This is a genomic window from Mycobacterium neglectum (assembly GCF_002591975.1).
GTDB lineage: Bacteria > Actinomycetota > Actinomycetes > Mycobacteriales > Mycobacteriaceae > Mycobacterium > Mycobacterium neglectum.
Genome location: NZ_NVQE01000007.1, coordinates 143,338 through 157,639 on the forward strand (window position 1 = coordinate 143,338; position 14,302 = coordinate 157,639).

A 14,302-nucleotide genomic window follows, 5' to 3' on the forward strand; every position below is an offset into this window, starting at 1 on the left:
GGTGGCATTCTGGGGAATGTGGAACCTCTGCTCCATTTCGCCTCGAACTACTGGTGGCTGGTCTTTCCGCTCAGTGGCGTGATCGGCGGTGGACTGAAGGCGGTGCAGGCGGCCAACGAACGTCGCGCGCAGCGACGGCTGGAGCGCTACCGGATCAAACAGCAGACCAAGGTGGCACTCGCGCAGGCATCGAACCGGTCGCGCAACAACGAGACGGCCAATCGTCGCGAGATGACGAAAGTGCTGGCCCGCCACGACAACACCGACGCCCGCTGGCTGGAATACGAGATCGACGTCGCCAGGCTGTTGGACTTTCCGCTGATGACCGATATGCGCGATCCGTTGACCATTGCCTTCCACAAGGCCCGCAGCCGTGCCGACCTGCTGCGCCCGGACGGCGTCGACGACATCCTCGATGACCGCGACGCGCAACTGGAGTATCGCGACGCCGTGCACGAATACGTTGCCGCGTTCGACGTAGCCGAGGCCGAGGCGACCCGCAGGCGCCGCAGCGACTTCTCCGCCGACGCGCAGGAACGCCTCGAGCGCGCACAGCACCTGCTGCGCCTCGCATCAGACGGCGGCGCCACCAACGAAGAACGCAAGGCCGCCTACACCCGAGCCCGCAAGGAACTCGATGGGCTGATCGTGCTGCCGGCCGTCACCCGCGCGGCCATCGAGCGCAAGATCGCCGGCGAGATCGAGGCCTGACCCTTAGGCGCCGAGCGGGTTACGCGACGGCAAGCGCCGCAAGCAACGCCGCGCAGGTGAGGAAATCCAGCGGCAGGCGCAACAGGCTGCGCCGAGTCCACGCCACCGCGGCGGCCTCGTCGACGCCCGCCGGATCCGCCTTCTCGAACTTCACCGCCCTTGGCACGAAGTCGACAAACGACCACACCCGCATCACGGCGTGGCTGACCAGCGCCACCAGCAGGGCGAATCGGACGTCGGCGTCGCGCCAGGCGGCGATGAGCGTCACGATCAGCAGCACCTCGAACAGGGTGTGTGCGGGAATCCAGAACCGGCGCCGGGAGATCCCCCCGTTCTGCGCCTGGATGATGCCGGGCCGCTTGGGCCAGGCCGGGTCGACGACAACGGTTTCGTAGAGACCGCCTCCGAGAAGAGCGCAGGCGGCAAGGGTGGTTACGGCGATCAGGACAAGCGTCGGGGTCCACATCACCGCCGATTATCTAGGGCGCCTCGAGGTAGCGCTGAACGGAGGGTCCCAGCCAGGCGACGGCCTCGTCATGCGGCATGGCGACGATCGGCGGCAGTCGCAGCACGTATCGGCACAACGCCAGCCCGAGCGTCTGCGTCGCGATCAGCGCCGCGCGACGTTCCGGTGCGTCGGGGTTGATCTTCGCGACCGCCGGTAGCAGTTGAGTCGCGAACATCGTCCGCATCCGTTGCGCCGCTTCGGCATTGGTGGCACTCGCGCGCAGTAGCACGATAAGCACTTCGTCGCGTTCCCAGCGACTGATGAAGTGGTCGACCAGCGCGACTCCCAGCTGGTCGCGGTCGACGGCGGACAGATCGGGAAGCTCCAAGTCGAAATCGGCCGCGGCGGCGAACAGCTGGTCCTTGCTACCGAAGTAGCGCATCACCATCGACGGGTCGATGTTGGCGTCCGCGGCGATCGCCCTGATGGTGGCCCGCTCGAACCCCGATTTGGCGAACCTCTCCCTGGCCGCGGCCAGGATCACCGCCTTCGTCTGCTCTGCCGATCTGCGCATGCCAACGATTGTAGGCCAACAGGTGTTGACATCGGGGCCATCCGGGGGAATCATCTATGCCAACAAGCGTTGGCATAGCTGGCACGAGTGAAGGAGAGACCGATGTATGACACCCAAGTTCTCGTTATCGGCGCAGGTCCGACCGGGTTGACGCTGGCCGCATCGCTGGTTGCCCGCGGAGTCGCGACCACCGTCGTCGATCAGCAGGCCGCTGGGGCCAACACGTCCCGGGCTGCGGTGGTGAATGCCCGCACGCTCGAGGTTCTCGAACCTCTCGACGTGGCCAGGCGGCTCGTGAAGGAAGGCGTCGCGGCGCCGTTGTTCACGATCCGCGACCGGGGCCGCACGCTGATCCCGATCGATTTCTCCGGGTTGCCGACGGACTATCCGTACTCGCTGATGGTGCCGCAGTCGACCACCGAGCGGCTGCTGCTGGAACGCCTCGAAGAACTCGGCGGTGCGGTGCTGCGACCGACGACCGTCATGGCGATCGAGCAGGACGCCGATGGGGCGACCGCGACGTTCGACGACGGTGCGGTCTTCCGCGCGCGCTACGTCGTCGGCGCCGACGGCATTCACAGCACCGTGCGCGAGCAGGCCGGCATCGGATTCGAGGGCAGCGCGTATGACGAGTCCTTCGTGCTGGCCGACGTCCGACTCGCCGGCGACGCGCCACACGACGAGGTGATCCTGTTCTGGGCGACCGCGGGCCTGACCGTAGTGGCGCCGCTGCCGGACGGCGTGTACCGAATCGTCGCGCCGGTCACCGACGCCCCCGAGGAACCCACTGCGGAGTTCGTCCAGCAGATTCTCGACACCCGCGTCGGCGCGGACCGGATGACCGTCACCGACGTCATCTGGGGCTCGCGGTTCCGCGTTCATCACCGCGTCGCCGACACCTACCGCGCGGGCCGCCTGCTGCTCGCCGGCGACGCGGCGCACGTGCACAGCCCCGCCGGCGGGCAAGGCATGAATCTGGGCATCCAGGACGCGGTCGCGTTGGGCGATGCGCTGGCCGCTGTCCTTGGCGGCGCACCGGAGACCCTGCTCGACGACTACACCGCCGTTCGCCGCCCGATCGCCAAAGACGTTGTGGCGATGACGGATCGACTCACCCGGTTGGCCACGCTGCCGCGCGCGGCACGCCCGATCCGCAATGCCGTCATCGGCCTGCTCGGGCGGGTGCCAGCGGTCCGGGTGGCGCTCGCCCGCAAGCTCAGCGGTCTGGTGTACCGGTGAGCTCCACGGCGCGGCCGCGGCTGCCTGCGTAGAGCGCGGCGGTCGCGGCGACGACCTCGACGAGTGCCAGCAGTGTCGCCACCGCCATGAGCGTCGACGACGGTGGCGCCGCTGCGTTTGCAGTGCCGTGGTGATGCGCGGGGCCGGGCAGGTGCAGCGCGATCATCGCGATGTTCATCAGGGCGACGACCACCCAGGCGCGCGCCGCACCGTCACGCCACAGTTCGCGCGCGCAGTACAGGCACGCCACGATCATCGTCGCGAGCAGACCGGCCGCGATCACGTTGGGCGAGTGGCCCAGCATCGCCGCGTGCAGACTCGCAGAAGCGACCGCGAGCGCCGCGCACGCCCGTCGTGCCACCGTCGACGTAGAGGTCATGTAGGTAGAGACTCCGGCGAGCGTCAGAACTCATCCCTCCGCGGAGTCGAGTCCGAGAATTTTGACCGTCTCGGCACGCATCTCGACTTTGCGCACCTTACCGGTGACCGTCATCGGGAACTCGTCGACGACGTGGACATACCGCGGGATCTTGTAGTGGGCCAGCTTGCCGGTCGCGAAGTCGCGCAGGGCCCGCGCGTCGAGCGCGCCCGTGCCCGGCTTCATCCGCACCCACGCGCAGATCTCCTCGCCGTACTTCTCGTCGGGGACACCGATGACCTGCGCGTCGTCGACGTCGGGATGGGTGTACAGGAACTCCTCGATCTCGCGCGGATAGATGTTCTCGCCGCCGCGGACCACCATGTCTTTGATGCGGCCCACGATGTTGCAGTAGCCGTCGTCGCGCATGACGGCCAGATCACCGGTGTGCATCCAGCCGTCATCGTCGATCGACTCCGCCGTCTTGGCCTCGTCCTCCCAATAGCCGATCATCACCGAGTAACCGCGCGTACAGAATTCACCGGTCTGCCCGCGTTCGACGACCTCACCGGTTTCGGCGTCGACGATCTTGATCTCGACGTGCGGATGGGCCCGGCCGATCGAACTGGTACGCCGTTCGAGGTCGTCGTCGATGCGCGTCTGACACGACACCGGCGACGTCTCGGTCATCCCGTATGCGATGGCGAGTTCCGACATGTTCATGTCGCTCATACAGCGCTTCATGACCTCGACGGGGCAGACCGATCCGGCCATGACGCCCGTCCGCAGCGACGACAGGTCGCGCTGCGCGAGGTCGGGCTGACCGAGCATCGCGATGAACATGGTCGGCACTCCGTAAACGCCTGTACACCTTTCTTTTTCGATGGCATCCAGGGTCAGCGCCGGATCGAAGGCGGGCGCGGGGATCACGATGGTGGCACCGTGGCTGGTGCACCCCAGATTGCCCATCACCATGCCGAAGCAGTGATAGAACGGCACCGGGATGCACAGGCGGTCGGTGGGCTCGAAGTTGATGAGTTCGGTCGTGAAATAGCCGTTGTTGAGGATGTTGCGATGTGAGAGCGTGGCACCTTTGGGGAAACCGGTTGTGCCCGAGGTGTATTGGATGTTGATCGGCTGGTTGTTGTGCAGCGAGCTCAGTCTCGCACGTAGCTCGTCGGCGGCGACGGTGTCTGCTTTCTCGACCAGATCGCGCCAGTCGTCGGTACCGAGGTAGATCACCTCCCGCAGTTGCGGCGACTCGGCCCGTACCTCGTCGACCATGCTCACGTAATCAGATGTCTTGAACGACGTGGCGGAGATCAACGTGCGGATCCCCGATTGCTTCAGCACGTATGCCAGTTCGTGTGTGCGGTAGGCCGGATTGATGTTGACCAGGATCGCGCCGATCTTCGCGGTCGCGTACTGCACCATCGTCCACTCGGCGCAGTTCGGCGCCCAGATGCCGACGCGCTCACCGCGATCGATGCCAAGCGCCATCAGCCCCCGCGCGACCGCGTCGACGTCAGCGTTGAGTTGGGCATACGTCCACCGCCGACCGCTGGCCATGTCGACCAGTGCGTCGCCGTCGGGGTTGGCTGCCACCGTGCGTTCGAAGTTCTCGCCGATGGTCTCCTCGAGAATCGGTGTGTCGGTCGGACCTGCGTCTTGCGACTCCATCGCCCCATCGTCGCGCCCAAACTGCGCACAGATCGCGAATCGACCGAAATTCGCACACTGCTTGCAGGCTCGGAGCGAAGGGGGTTAAGGATGGGGCCATGGGCCAGATCACTCCGTTTCGCATCGCGGTACCCGACGCCGATCTCGACGACTTGCGCGCCAGGCTGGCCCGCACCCGCTGGCCGGACCCCGAATGCGTCGACGACTGGACCCAGGGCATCCCGCTGGAATACACCCGCAAGCTGGCCGACTACTGGGCCACCGACTACAACTGGCGCGCACGTGAAGAAGCGCTGAACCGGTTCGACCACTTCACCACCGAAATCGACGGTCTCGACATCCATTTCATCCACCAGCGATCCGCGGTCGAGAACGCCTTCCCGCTGCTGATCACCCACGGCTGGCCCGGATCGATCGTCGAGTTTCACAAGGTCATCGAGCCGCTCACCGCGCTCGGGTTCGACGTGGTGTGCCCGTCGCTGCCCGGATACGGCTTCTCCGCCAAGCCCACCACCACGGGCTGGGGCATCGAGAAGATCGCGACGGCGTGGGACACCCTGATGGGCCGGCTCGGCTACGAGCGCTTCGGCGCGCAGGGCGGCGACTGGGGTGCAGCCGTGACGACGCAGATCGGGCGCAACGCGGGGCCCCGGAGCCGCTCCGGCGGCGACATCAGCGGCTGCGTGGGGATCCACCTGAACATGCCGCTCGGCTTCCCGCCCGGCAAACTCGAGAATCCGACCGAGGATGAGAAGCAGGCGCTCGAGCGCGGGCAGTACTACCAGAAATGGGATTCGGGCTACTCCAAACAGCAGTCGACCCGACCGCAGACCGTCGGCTACGGGTTGGTGGACTCCCCCGTCGGCCAGCTGGCGTGGATCGTCGAGAAGTTCTGGTCGTGGACCGACAGCGACGGCGACCCGCAGAACGTGCTGACCCGCGACGAGATGCTGGACAACGTGATGCTCTACTGGCTGAACGCCTCGGCGGCCTCGTCGGCCCGGCTGTACTGGGAGAGCTTCAACGCATTCGGCAGCTTCGACCGCGTCGAACTGCCCACCGGCGTTGCCGCGTTCCCCCGAGAGATCCTCAAGGCGCCACGTAGTTGGTGTGAGGCCGGGTACAACATCACCCACTGGACGGACATGCCGCGCGGCGGCCACTTCGCGGCATTCGAACAGCCGGAGCTGTTCGTCGAGGACGTGCACAAGTTCTTCGCCACCCTGCGCTAGGAGATCAGATGCGAACGATCGAGGCCGACTACCTCGTCGTCGGAGCGGGCGCGATGGGGCTCGCGTTCACCGACACGTTGGTGGCCGAATCGGACGCCACGGTCGTCGTGGTCGATCGCAACGACCAGCCGGGGGGCCACTGGACGACGGCCTATCCGTTCGTGCGGCTTCATCAGCCGTCGGCCTACTACGGCGTGAACTCTCGGGGTCTTGGCAGCGACACCATCGATCACGGCGGCCTGAACGCCGGCTACTACGAGCTGGCCAGCGGCGCCGAGGTCTGCGCGTACTTCGACGCGGTGATGCGTCAGCATCTGCTGCCGACGGGCCGGGTGACGTACCTGCCGATGAGCGAGTACCTCGGCGACGGCAGGGTGCGCACGCTCGGGGGCGACGACATCGCAGTAACCGCCGGCCGGGTCGTCACCACCCACGTCGAGATCATCGTGCCGTCCATGCGGGGCCCGTCCTATGCCGTCGCCCCCGGCGTCGAGTGCGTCCCGCCCAACGACCTGCCGCGCATCCGCGCCGCCCGCGACAGGTACGTGATCGTCGGCGCGGGTAAGACCGGCATGGACGCGTGCGTGTGGCTGCTGCGGCACGGCGTCTCGCCGGATCGGCTGACGTGGATCAAGCCCCGCGACTCGTGGATCCTCGACCGCGCGGCCATCCAGCCCGGGCAGCAGTTCGCCAAGCGCGTGCTGCGAGACTTCTCCGCCCAGCTGAACGCGGTGCTCGAGGCCGAGTCGGTGCCGGACCTGTTCAGGATTCTCGAGGCCAAGGGGTGCTTGCAGCGCATCGACACCTCGATCGATCCGACGATGTACCGGTGCGCGATCCTGTCGAACGCCGAGATCGAGGAGTTGCGAAGAATCGACGATGTCGTGCGGATGGGCCGTGTCCAGTCGATCGAGCCGGGCCGGATCACGCTCGAGGGCGGCACGTACGACGTCGACGGCTCGGTGCTCTACATCGATTGCAGTGCAGACGGTTTCGCGCGCATCGAACCGACAACGGTGTTCACCGACGAGCGCATCGCCCTGCAGGCGGTGCGGACCTGTCAACCGGCGTTCAGCGCCGCCGTCATCGGCCACGTCGAAGCGACATACTCCGATGACGCGACGAAGAACGCGCACTGCAACCCCGTGCCCTACCCGTCGGACCCCATCGACTGGTTGCGAATGATGCTGGCGTTCAACAAGAACCAACTTCAATGGTTCACCGACCCGGACATGATGGCGTGGGTCGACGCGTCTCGGCTCAACGTCTTGCACCACGTCTCCGCGGGTGTCAGCGAGCGGGCCCGGGAGAAGATCATCTCCGTGTTGAACTCCAATATGCCCGTCATCAACGACAAACTGGAGACGCTGCTGGCACAGGCCTGATCGCCATTGACTTCAACGGCTGCTCGTGGGCCCGGCGGTGCGGCTCAGTCGGGAACGGTTACGCCGAGGGCGAAGTCGAAGTTCCCCACTCCGTGGCTGGCGAGACCCATGGCGACTAGGCCAGTTCCTTCCAGCCAGTGCGCCATGTTCAACCCGCCGACGTCGAGCGCGCGCAGATTGAGGCTCTCGATGAACTCCGCCACGCCCGCCTTGGCCTTTGCGTCGTCGCCGGCGATGAAGACGTCCAGCGGCCGGCCCTTGGCCAGGGCGACACCGAAGATGGTGTTGAAGGCCTTCACCACGCTGGCGCTGGCCGGGGCCGCATTGGCGACTTCCTGCGCGATCGAAGTGTCATCGGCGATGGCCAGCCCGTCGGCCGCGGAATTGAAGGGGTTGCTGATGTCGACGATGACCTTGCCCGCCAGGGCGTTTCCGTACTGGGTTACCACCGGAACGATATTGGCGTACAACAGGGCCACGATGACGATGTCCCCGGCGGGGAAGGCGCCGAACTCTCCCGTCGTGGTGCTGCCGCCAAGAGTCTTGGTCAGGTCAGCGGCCTTGGACTGATCGCGACCGATGACCTCGACGGTGTTGCCGCCCGCGACCGCCAGCGTGCCGATGGTGCGAGCCATGTTCCCGGTGCCGATGATGCTGATAATGCTCATGAAATCTCCTGTCCTTGTTGATGGTTGAAAAGGTTGATTCCTCCGCCTTGAACCCGCGTTGGTGGCGTGTCAGCAAAGTGGATAGTGCGTGGAGTTTGGCGGAAAGTGACCAAGGAGGGGCACGGCGTTCGCCGTCATTCCTCGTTCGTGCGCAGTTCCCAGGGCTGCATGCCGAGTGCATCCGCAAGGTGGCCCTGCATCTGGACGCCGGCCGGCAGCGGGCGCCACCATATGGTGACCTCGGCGATCTTGCCGTCCGCGTCGAGCCAGATGTGGTCCATCCCGTCGACCACGGTGTCTTCGATCTGCAGCCGGAAGTACGCGGCGTGGTGCGTCTCTCCGGTGAGGACTTCCTTGTACGTGAGTTGGGCCGCCGCGCCGACCCCTTGCATGGCTTGCAGGACTGCGTCGCGGCCGGTGAGTGGCTCGTCACTGAGCGGGCCGTACAGCACCACGTCCTCGGCGAGGACGCCGGAAAGAGCGTCTTTGTCTGCGCCGCCGTGCATGGCGTCGACGAAAAATTCCACGGTGTCGCGGTGGGGGGCGAAGGTGGTCATGGCTACTCCCGTTGTGCTTCTCGCTTGTGGTGACCGAATACCGAACGTCCACAACGGATTTCTGAAAACCGGAAGGCCGGTGCACTTGTGCGCTGGTGGCGTGTCCGGGCGACGACGTGTTTGTCGGCAGACACTAGATCGCTGAGGTGCCGCCGTCGACGACCAACTCCATGCCATTGACATAGCTCGAGTCGTCGGAGGCGAGGAACAACGCGACCGATGCGATCTCCTCGGGACGGCCCATCTTTCCCCGCGGGATCATGGACTCGAACTGCGCCTTCGTCGGTTCGTCCATCACCTGCTCCAGAATCGGCGTGGCGACCTGGCCGGGGGTCAGCACATTCACCCGAATCTTCCTGTCCTTCAACTCGGACACCCAAACCCGTGCGTAAGCGGGAAGCACGGCCTTGCTGGCTGCGTACACACTCCAATCGGGGTAGCCCTTGAGCGAAGCGTTGGACCCCGTCATGAAGATCGAGCCGCCGTCGTTGAACAGCGGCAGCGCCTTCTGGACCGTGAACAGCGTGCCGCGCGCGTTCAGCGAGAAGGTGGCGTCGAACTGCGCCTCGGTGATCTCGCCGAGCCTGCCCTGCTCGCCCATCCCGGCACTTGCCCACAACACGTCGATCGAGCCCTTTTCTTGCTTGACCGTGTCGAACAACCGGTCCAGATCGTCGAGGTTGGCCGAGTCGCCCTGCACGCCGGTCACGTTCCCGCCTATCAGCTCGACGGCGTCATCCACAGCTTGCTGCCGCCGGCCCGAAATGAAGACGTGAGCACCTTCGTCAACGAACAACTTCGCACCGGCCAGCGCCATCCCGCTCGTCGCGCCGGTGATCACCGCAACCTTGCCATCGAGCTTTCCCATGGTCACTCCATTCGTTCGACAGTGCCGATGCTATGTACACCGATCTGAGTACTTAACGTATCCCACGAGAGTGGAGGTCGCAAGCTATGTACACCGATCGGTACCCAACTGAGCTACGATGGGCTGATGACGGAGTTGGAGAAAGGGCCGCAAGGCCTGCGCCGCGGCAGGGGCGCACGAGAGCGCATCCTCGGCGCTTCTCGGCAACTCTTCCGCGAACAAGGCATCAACTGCACCGGCCTGGACCAGCTCTGCGCGGTTGCTCAGGTGTCGAAGCGCACGTTCTATCAGCACTTCACCAGCAAGGATGAGCTGATCGCCGAGTACCTACGCCGATTCGATCCCGACGTCCTGCCCGAAGTGTTCGACCGCACCGACCTGACACCGCGCGAACGGCTCCTCGCTGCCTTCGACATTCACGGGCCCCTGTGCCCGTTCATCGCGGCGGCCGTCGAAATCCGCGACCCCAGCCACCCGGCACGCATGCACGCCTGCGACTATAAAAAGGCTTTTGCCGCGCGGCTCACCGAAACCGCGCGCGAGGCCGGCGCCACCAACCCAGAACAGCTCGGCGAACAACTGGCTCTGCTCCTGGATGGCGCCTCGGCCCGCAACCGAGTCCTCAATACCGAAACCTTCGCCACCGCCGCCGCCATCGCAGCCGTCCTCATCGACAACGCCATCCCCATCGCAGCGGTCCGCGCTCCCTCGCCTCCTCGGCGCAAGCCTGATCTTCATTGACGGGAGAAATTAGGCCAGCGACTCTTCCCATGCGCGGTGCAGTGCCGCGTACCGGCCGTCGGTGCGGCCGATCAGGTCCTCAGGCGCACCGTCCTCGATGATGCGGCCGTGCTCGAGCACCAGCACGCGGTCAGCGACCTGCACCGTGGACAGCCGATGCGCGATGACAAGCGCCGTCCGGTCGGCCAGCACGGTCTCCAGTGCCCGTTGCACCATCCGCTCGCTCGGGATGTCCAGCGAGGACGTCGCCTCGTCGAGGATCAGCACCGCGGGGTCGGCCAGGAAGGCCCTGGCGAAGGCGACCAACTGCCGCTGACCCGCCGACAGCCGTCCGCCGCGCTTGGCGACGTCGGTGTCATAGCCCTCGGGAAGCGCGTCGATGAACCGGTCCGCACCGACGGCCCTCGCCGCCGCGACGACCTCATCGTCAGTCGCGTCGGGCCGGCCGAACCGAATGTTGTCGGCCACGGTGCCGTCGAACATGAAGTTCTCCTGCGTGACCATCACGACGTGGCGACGCAGGTCGGTCTGCGCGAGGTCGCGTAGGTCAACGCCGTCCAACGTCACCGAGCCCGACGACGGATCATAGAAGCGCGCAATGAGTTTCGCGATCGTCGTCTTGCCCGCCCCGGTGGTACCCACGAGTGCGACGGTCTGGCCGGCGGGCACCGTCAAGTCGAGGTCCGGCAGGACGGGCCGCCCGTCGACGTAGGAGAACTGCACATCGTGGAAGGCGATGTCACCGCGCACGGTGTCGAGTTCGACGGGCTCCCGCGGGTCCCTGATACCCGGCCGCTCGGCGAGCACGCCCGCCAGTTTCTCCAATGCCGAGGAGGCGGACTGGAAGGTGTTGAAGAACTGCGAGATCTCCTGCATCGGCTCGAAGAACATCCGAAGGTAGAGCAGGAACGCCGCCAGCGTGCCGATGGTCATCTCACCGTGCAGCACCCGGTAGCCGCCGTAGAGCAGCACCACGCCGGTGGTGAGGTTGCCGACCAGTTTCACGCCGGGCATGAAGATCGCGAGCAAGCGGAAGGTCTTCTCGTTGATCTCGCGGTAGTCGTCGGCGACGTTCTCGAAGATCTCCTGGTTGCGGGGTTCACGGCGGTAGGCCTGCACGGCCTTGATACCGGTCATGGTCTCGACGAACTGCACGATCACCAGCGCGGCACTCTCACGCACCTTGCGGTAGATCTTGGCCGACTCGTTGCGGAACCACCAGACCAGCGCCACCAGGATCGGGAAGGCGGCCAGACACATCAGTCCGAGCCGAACATCCAGCGTCACAAGCAGAATGGACGTGCCGATCAGTGTGAGCGCCGCGGTGATCAGGCCGTCGAAACCGGTCTCCAGCATGTCCTGGATGGCCTCGACGTCATTGGTGGACCGGCTCACCACACGGCCCGAGGTGTAGCGGTCGTGGAACTTGATATCAAGCCGCTGGAAATGCCGGAACACCCGGCGCCGCAACTCCAGCAGGACCTTCTGCCCGACGCGGCCCGACCGCCGCAGGAAGAACAACCTGCTGGTGGCCTGCACCAGCACCACCACGCCCATCGTCGCCACGACCATCATCAGGGTGTGCGCCGAGCCGCCGTCGATGAGCGGTGGAATGCCGCGGTCGATGCCTCGCTGGACCAGAAGCGGAACGGAAAGGCGCGCAGCGTTTCCCACCACGACGACGAGGGCGAGCAGCGCAAGGGTGCGAGCGTACGGCCGCAGCAGCGACCCGAGCAGCGCGCGGGCTTCGCGGCGCCGCGGCAGGTTCTCGTCGATCGGCAGGTCGTCGCTCTGATCCTCGTCGAACTTGCCGCGCCATTCCGCGGCGGTCGATGGAGTCGGCTCATTGACGGTGGTCATCGGCCCTCCGCCTCCGAGGTGACGAACCTTTGCTCCACGCGATCGCGGTCCAGCGCTTCCTGCTCTTCGTAGGCCACCTCGAGTCGGCTTCGGTCCTCGGCCTCCTGCCAGTCGCAGGCACGCTCGCTTCCGTCGTCGAGTTCGTCATCGGCGGCGAGCAGATAGCGGTACTGCGGCACGGTGGCCAGCAATTCGGCGTGCGTGCCGATGTGGGTGATGGCACCGCCGTCCAGCAGCGCCACCTTGTCGGCGAGCAGCACCGTCGACGCGCGGTGCGCGACCACGATGCCCGTCACCTCGTGCAGCACCCGGCGCAACGCCTCTTCGACGACGGCCTCGGTGTGCACGTCCAGCGCCGACAACGTGTCGTCGAGCACCAGGATCCGCGGTGCCGCCAAAATGGCACGAGCCAGCGAAAGCCGTTGCCGCTGACCGCCAGACAGGCTCATGCCCTGCTCGCCGATGCGGGTGTCCAGACCGTACGGCAGGTCGTAGACGAACTGTGCGGCGGCGACCTCGATGGCCTGGGTCATCTGCTCGTTGGTCGCACCAGGCGCACCCAGCCTCAGATTCTCGGCGACCGACATCGAGAACAGCGTCGGATCCTCGAACGCCGTGGCCACCGTCTCGCGCAGCGCGGGCAACGACAGATCACGAATATCGGTGCCGTCGATGCGGATCGCGCCCTCGGTGACGTCGTAGAGCCTCGACAGCAGCGAGGCCAACACGGACTTGCCCGAGCCGGTCGAGCCGACCAGCGCCAGCGTCTCCCCCGGCTCCACGGTGGCCGTGACGTGGCGTAGAACCCAATCGTCGGGCTTGGCGTCGGGGAAGCGGAACCCCACGTCGACCAGTTCCAACCGTCCGCCCGACGGTGCCACAGCGTCCGGGCCATCGACGATTTCCATTGGCGCATCGAAGATCTCGGCGATGCGGTTCGCGGCGGTGAACGACTCCTGCGTCATCGACAGCAGGAAGCCCAGCGACGCGATCGGCCAGACCAGCGACAGCATCATCGTGATGAACGCGACGAGCGTGCCCATGGTGACCAGACCGTGGCCGGCGGCGTAAGCCCCGAATCCGAGCACCACGATCAGCGTGAGGTTCGGAATGATCTCGAGCAGCGTCCAGAACTTCGCCGAAACCGACACCCTGTCGACCTGAGTGTCGTACAGGTCGGTGAGCTGATTGTCGAACCGTTCGTAGACGTAGTCCTCACGGCCGAACGACTTCACCACCCGCAGCCCCAGCGCGGATTCCTCGACGTGCGTGGCGACCTGACCGCCCTGATCCTGCGCCAGCCGCGACAGTCGGGTGTACTCCTGCTGGAAGTGCAGCACGGTCGCGGCGATCGGCACGATCGACAGCAGCACCACCACACCGAGCGGCCAGTACATCGCCAGCAGGATCGCGGTCACCACCGTGATCTGGATGACGTTGAGCAACAGGAAGACCAGGCCGAACGACATGAATCGGCGAATCGTCCCGAGGTCGTTCATGATCCGCGACAACAGCTGGCCGGACGGCCAGCGGCTGTGGAACGACATCGGCAGGATCTGCAGGCGGGCGTAAAGGTCCTTGCGGATGTCGGCTTCCACGCCCATGGTGGCCCGTGCGACCAGCCACCGCCGGATGAACCAGAACACCGCTTCGGCGACGCCGACGCCCATCGCCGCGGCGCCGAGCGTCCAGAGGCCCTGCTGGTCCTGATGGCGCACCGGACCGTCGATCACGGCCTTGGTCATCAGCGGAATCGCCACCGTGGCGGTGAGGCTGAGCAGCGCGGTTGCGACCATCGCGATCCAGCGGCCGCGGTAAGGCATGAGATAGGGCAGGATGCGCCACAGATCCGAGCTCGGCCTGGCGCGCTTGGCCGGCGGCGCAATTGCGGGCGCCGCGCGAAGCGCGTTCAGGGAGTCGGTCATTTAGTACATCTTCCCATTGCGGGCAAATCGATAACCCTGCCGGCGATATGGCAGCA

At 65.9% G+C, this 14,302-nt stretch carries 14 protein-coding genes; 5 read left to right on the forward strand and 9 right to left on the reverse strand.

Features of this window, described 5'->3' with window-relative positions:
• Nucleotides 1-18: 18 nt before the first annotated feature.
• Entirely contained in the window at nucleotides 19-711 is a 693-nt protein-coding gene (locus tag CSQ99_RS08540) for a hypothetical protein (protein WP_099038669.1), read from the forward strand.
• Between the two features lie 19 nt (nucleotides 712-730).
• Here the strand turns inward: CSQ99_RS08540 and CSQ99_RS08545 are convergent, their stop codons facing one another.
• The gene (locus CSQ99_RS08545; RefSeq protein WP_099038621.1) at nucleotides 731-1,177 is read right to left on the reverse strand and encodes a hypothetical protein; all 447 of its coding nucleotides are present in this window, start codon (nucleotides 1,175-1,177) and stop codon (nucleotides 731-733) included.
• Between the two features lie 13 nt (nucleotides 1,178-1,190).
• Nucleotides 1,191-1,733: a TetR/AcrR family transcriptional regulator gene (locus CSQ99_RS08550; RefSeq protein WP_099038622.1), complete on the reverse strand. Its 543-nt coding sequence runs from the start codon at nucleotides 1,731-1,733 to the stop codon at nucleotides 1,191-1,193.
• A 102-nt stretch (nucleotides 1,734-1,835) separates the two neighbouring features.
• On the opposite strand from CSQ99_RS08550, the gene CSQ99_RS08555 reads away from it, so the two are divergent.
• Nucleotides 1,836-2,972: an FAD-dependent oxidoreductase gene (locus tag CSQ99_RS08555; RefSeq protein ID WP_099038623.1), complete on the forward strand. Its 1,137-nt coding sequence runs from the start codon at nucleotides 1,836-1,838 to the stop codon at nucleotides 2,970-2,972.
• Here the strand turns inward: CSQ99_RS08555 and CSQ99_RS08560 are convergent.
• Entirely contained in the window at nucleotides 2,950-3,351 is a 402-nt protein-coding gene (locus tag CSQ99_RS08560; protein WP_099038624.1) for a hypothetical protein, read from the reverse strand. The genes CSQ99_RS08555 and CSQ99_RS08560 overlap by 23 nt on opposite strands.
• 30 nt (nucleotides 3,352-3,381) lie before the next feature.
• Nucleotides 3,382-5,010, reverse strand: coding sequence for an AMP-binding protein (locus CSQ99_RS08565; protein WP_099038625.1), 1,629 nt, complete (start codon nucleotides 5,008-5,010; stop codon nucleotides 3,382-3,384).
• Between the two features lie 98 nt (nucleotides 5,011-5,108).
• Here CSQ99_RS08565 and CSQ99_RS08570 point away from each other — a divergent pair, with 98 nt between their 5' ends.
• Together CSQ99_RS08570 and CSQ99_RS08575 are read left to right on the forward strand one after the other, a co-directional pair.
• Nucleotides 5,109-6,242 (forward strand): epoxide hydrolase family protein, encoded by a 1,134-nt coding sequence (locus CSQ99_RS08570; RefSeq protein ID WP_099038626.1) that lies wholly within the window; start codon nucleotides 5,109-5,111, stop codon nucleotides 6,240-6,242.
• 8 nt (nucleotides 6,243-6,250) lie between these two features.
• Nucleotides 6,251-7,627 carry an NAD(P)-binding protein gene (locus CSQ99_RS08575; RefSeq protein ID WP_099038627.1) on the forward strand — a complete coding sequence of 459 codons (1,377 nt, stop codon included), beginning with the start codon at nucleotides 6,251-6,253 and terminating at the stop codon, nucleotides 7,625-7,627.
• Between the two features lie 44 nt (nucleotides 7,628-7,671).
• On the opposite strand, the gene CSQ99_RS08580 is transcribed toward CSQ99_RS08575, so the two are convergent.
• The 3 genes from CSQ99_RS08580 to CSQ99_RS08590 form a co-directional block, all read right to left on the reverse strand.
• A complete protein-coding gene (locus CSQ99_RS08580; protein WP_099038628.1) occupies nucleotides 7,672-8,295 on the reverse strand; it encodes an NADPH-dependent F420 reductase in 624 nt (207 codons plus the stop codon).
• A 134-nt stretch (nucleotides 8,296-8,429) separates the two neighbouring features.
• The gene (locus CSQ99_RS08585; RefSeq protein WP_099038629.1) at nucleotides 8,430-8,852 is read right to left on the reverse strand and encodes a nuclear transport factor 2 family protein; all 423 of its coding nucleotides are present in this window, start codon (nucleotides 8,850-8,852) and stop codon (nucleotides 8,430-8,432) included.
• 133 nt (nucleotides 8,853-8,985) lie between these two features.
• Nucleotides 8,986-9,720, reverse strand: coding sequence for an SDR family NAD(P)-dependent oxidoreductase (locus CSQ99_RS08590; protein ID WP_099038630.1), 735 nt, complete (start codon nucleotides 9,718-9,720; stop codon nucleotides 8,986-8,988).
• Nucleotides 9,721-9,846: 126 nt separating this feature from the next.
• Here CSQ99_RS08590 and CSQ99_RS08595 point away from each other — a divergent pair, with 126 nt between their 5' ends.
• Complete coding sequence (locus tag CSQ99_RS08595) at nucleotides 9,847-10,461, forward strand: TetR/AcrR family transcriptional regulator (protein WP_099038631.1); 615 nt, start codon at nucleotides 9,847-9,849, stop codon at nucleotides 10,459-10,461.
• Nucleotides 10,462-10,470: 9 nt separating this feature from the next.
• Here CSQ99_RS08595 and CSQ99_RS08600 read toward each other — a convergent pair whose 3' ends face one another.
• Nucleotides 10,471-12,321 carry an ABC transporter ATP-binding protein gene (locus CSQ99_RS08600; protein ID WP_099038632.1) on the reverse strand — a complete coding sequence of 617 codons (1,851 nt, stop codon included), beginning with the start codon at nucleotides 12,319-12,321 and terminating at the stop codon, nucleotides 10,471-10,473.
• Nucleotides 12,318-14,246, reverse strand: coding sequence for an ABC transporter ATP-binding protein (locus tag CSQ99_RS08605; RefSeq protein ID WP_099038633.1), 1,929 nt, complete (start codon nucleotides 14,244-14,246; stop codon nucleotides 12,318-12,320). The genes CSQ99_RS08600 and CSQ99_RS08605 overlap by 4 nt, the downstream gene beginning before the upstream one ends.
• Nucleotides 14,247-14,302: the final 56 nt, after the last annotated feature.

Excerpts from the sequence above, each read along its gene's own strand:
- CSQ99_RS08565 (WP_099038625.1), bottom strand. The coding sequence starts at position 5,010 with ATGGAGTCGCAAGACGCAGGTCCGACCGACACACCGATTCTCGAGGAG.
- CSQ99_RS08550 (WP_099038622.1), bottom strand. The coding sequence starts at position 1,733 with ATGCGCAGATCGGCAGAGCAGACGAAGGCGGTGATCCTGGCCGCGGCC.
- CSQ99_RS08545 (WP_099038621.1), bottom strand. The coding sequence starts at position 1,177 with ATGTGGACCCCGACGCTTGTCCTGATCGCCGTAACCACCCTTGCCGCC.
- CSQ99_RS08600 (WP_099038632.1), bottom strand. The coding sequence starts at position 12,321 with ATGACCACCGTCAATGAGCCGACTCCATCGACCGCCGCGGAATGGCGC.
- CSQ99_RS08560 (WP_099038624.1), bottom strand. The coding sequence starts at position 3,351 with ATGACCTCTACGTCGACGGTGGCACGACGGGCGTGCGCGGCGCTCGCG.
- CSQ99_RS08585 (WP_099038629.1), bottom strand. The coding sequence starts at position 8,852 with ATGACCACCTTCGCCCCCCACCGCGACACCGTGGAATTTTTCGTCGAC.
- CSQ99_RS08570 (WP_099038626.1), top strand. The coding sequence starts at position 5,109 with ATGGGCCAGATCACTCCGTTTCGCATCGCGGTACCCGACGCCGATCTC.
- CSQ99_RS08555 (WP_099038623.1), top strand. The coding sequence starts at position 1,836 with ATGTATGACACCCAAGTTCTCGTTATCGGCGCAGGTCCGACCGGGTTG.
- CSQ99_RS08575 (WP_099038627.1), top strand. The coding sequence starts at position 6,251 with ATGCGAACGATCGAGGCCGACTACCTCGTCGTCGGAGCGGGCGCGATG.
- CSQ99_RS08590 (WP_099038630.1), bottom strand. The coding sequence starts at position 9,720 with ATGGGAAAGCTCGATGGCAAGGTTGCGGTGATCACCGGCGCGACGAGC.
- CSQ99_RS08580 (WP_099038628.1), bottom strand. The coding sequence starts at position 8,295 with ATGAGCATTATCAGCATCATCGGCACCGGGAACATGGCTCGCACCATC.
- CSQ99_RS08605 (WP_099038633.1), bottom strand. The coding sequence starts at position 14,246 with ATGACCGACTCCCTGAACGCGCTTCGCGCGGCGCCCGCAATTGCGCCG.
- CSQ99_RS08595 (WP_099038631.1), top strand. The coding sequence starts at position 9,847 with ATGACGGAGTTGGAGAAAGGGCCGCAAGGCCTGCGCCGCGGCAGGGGC.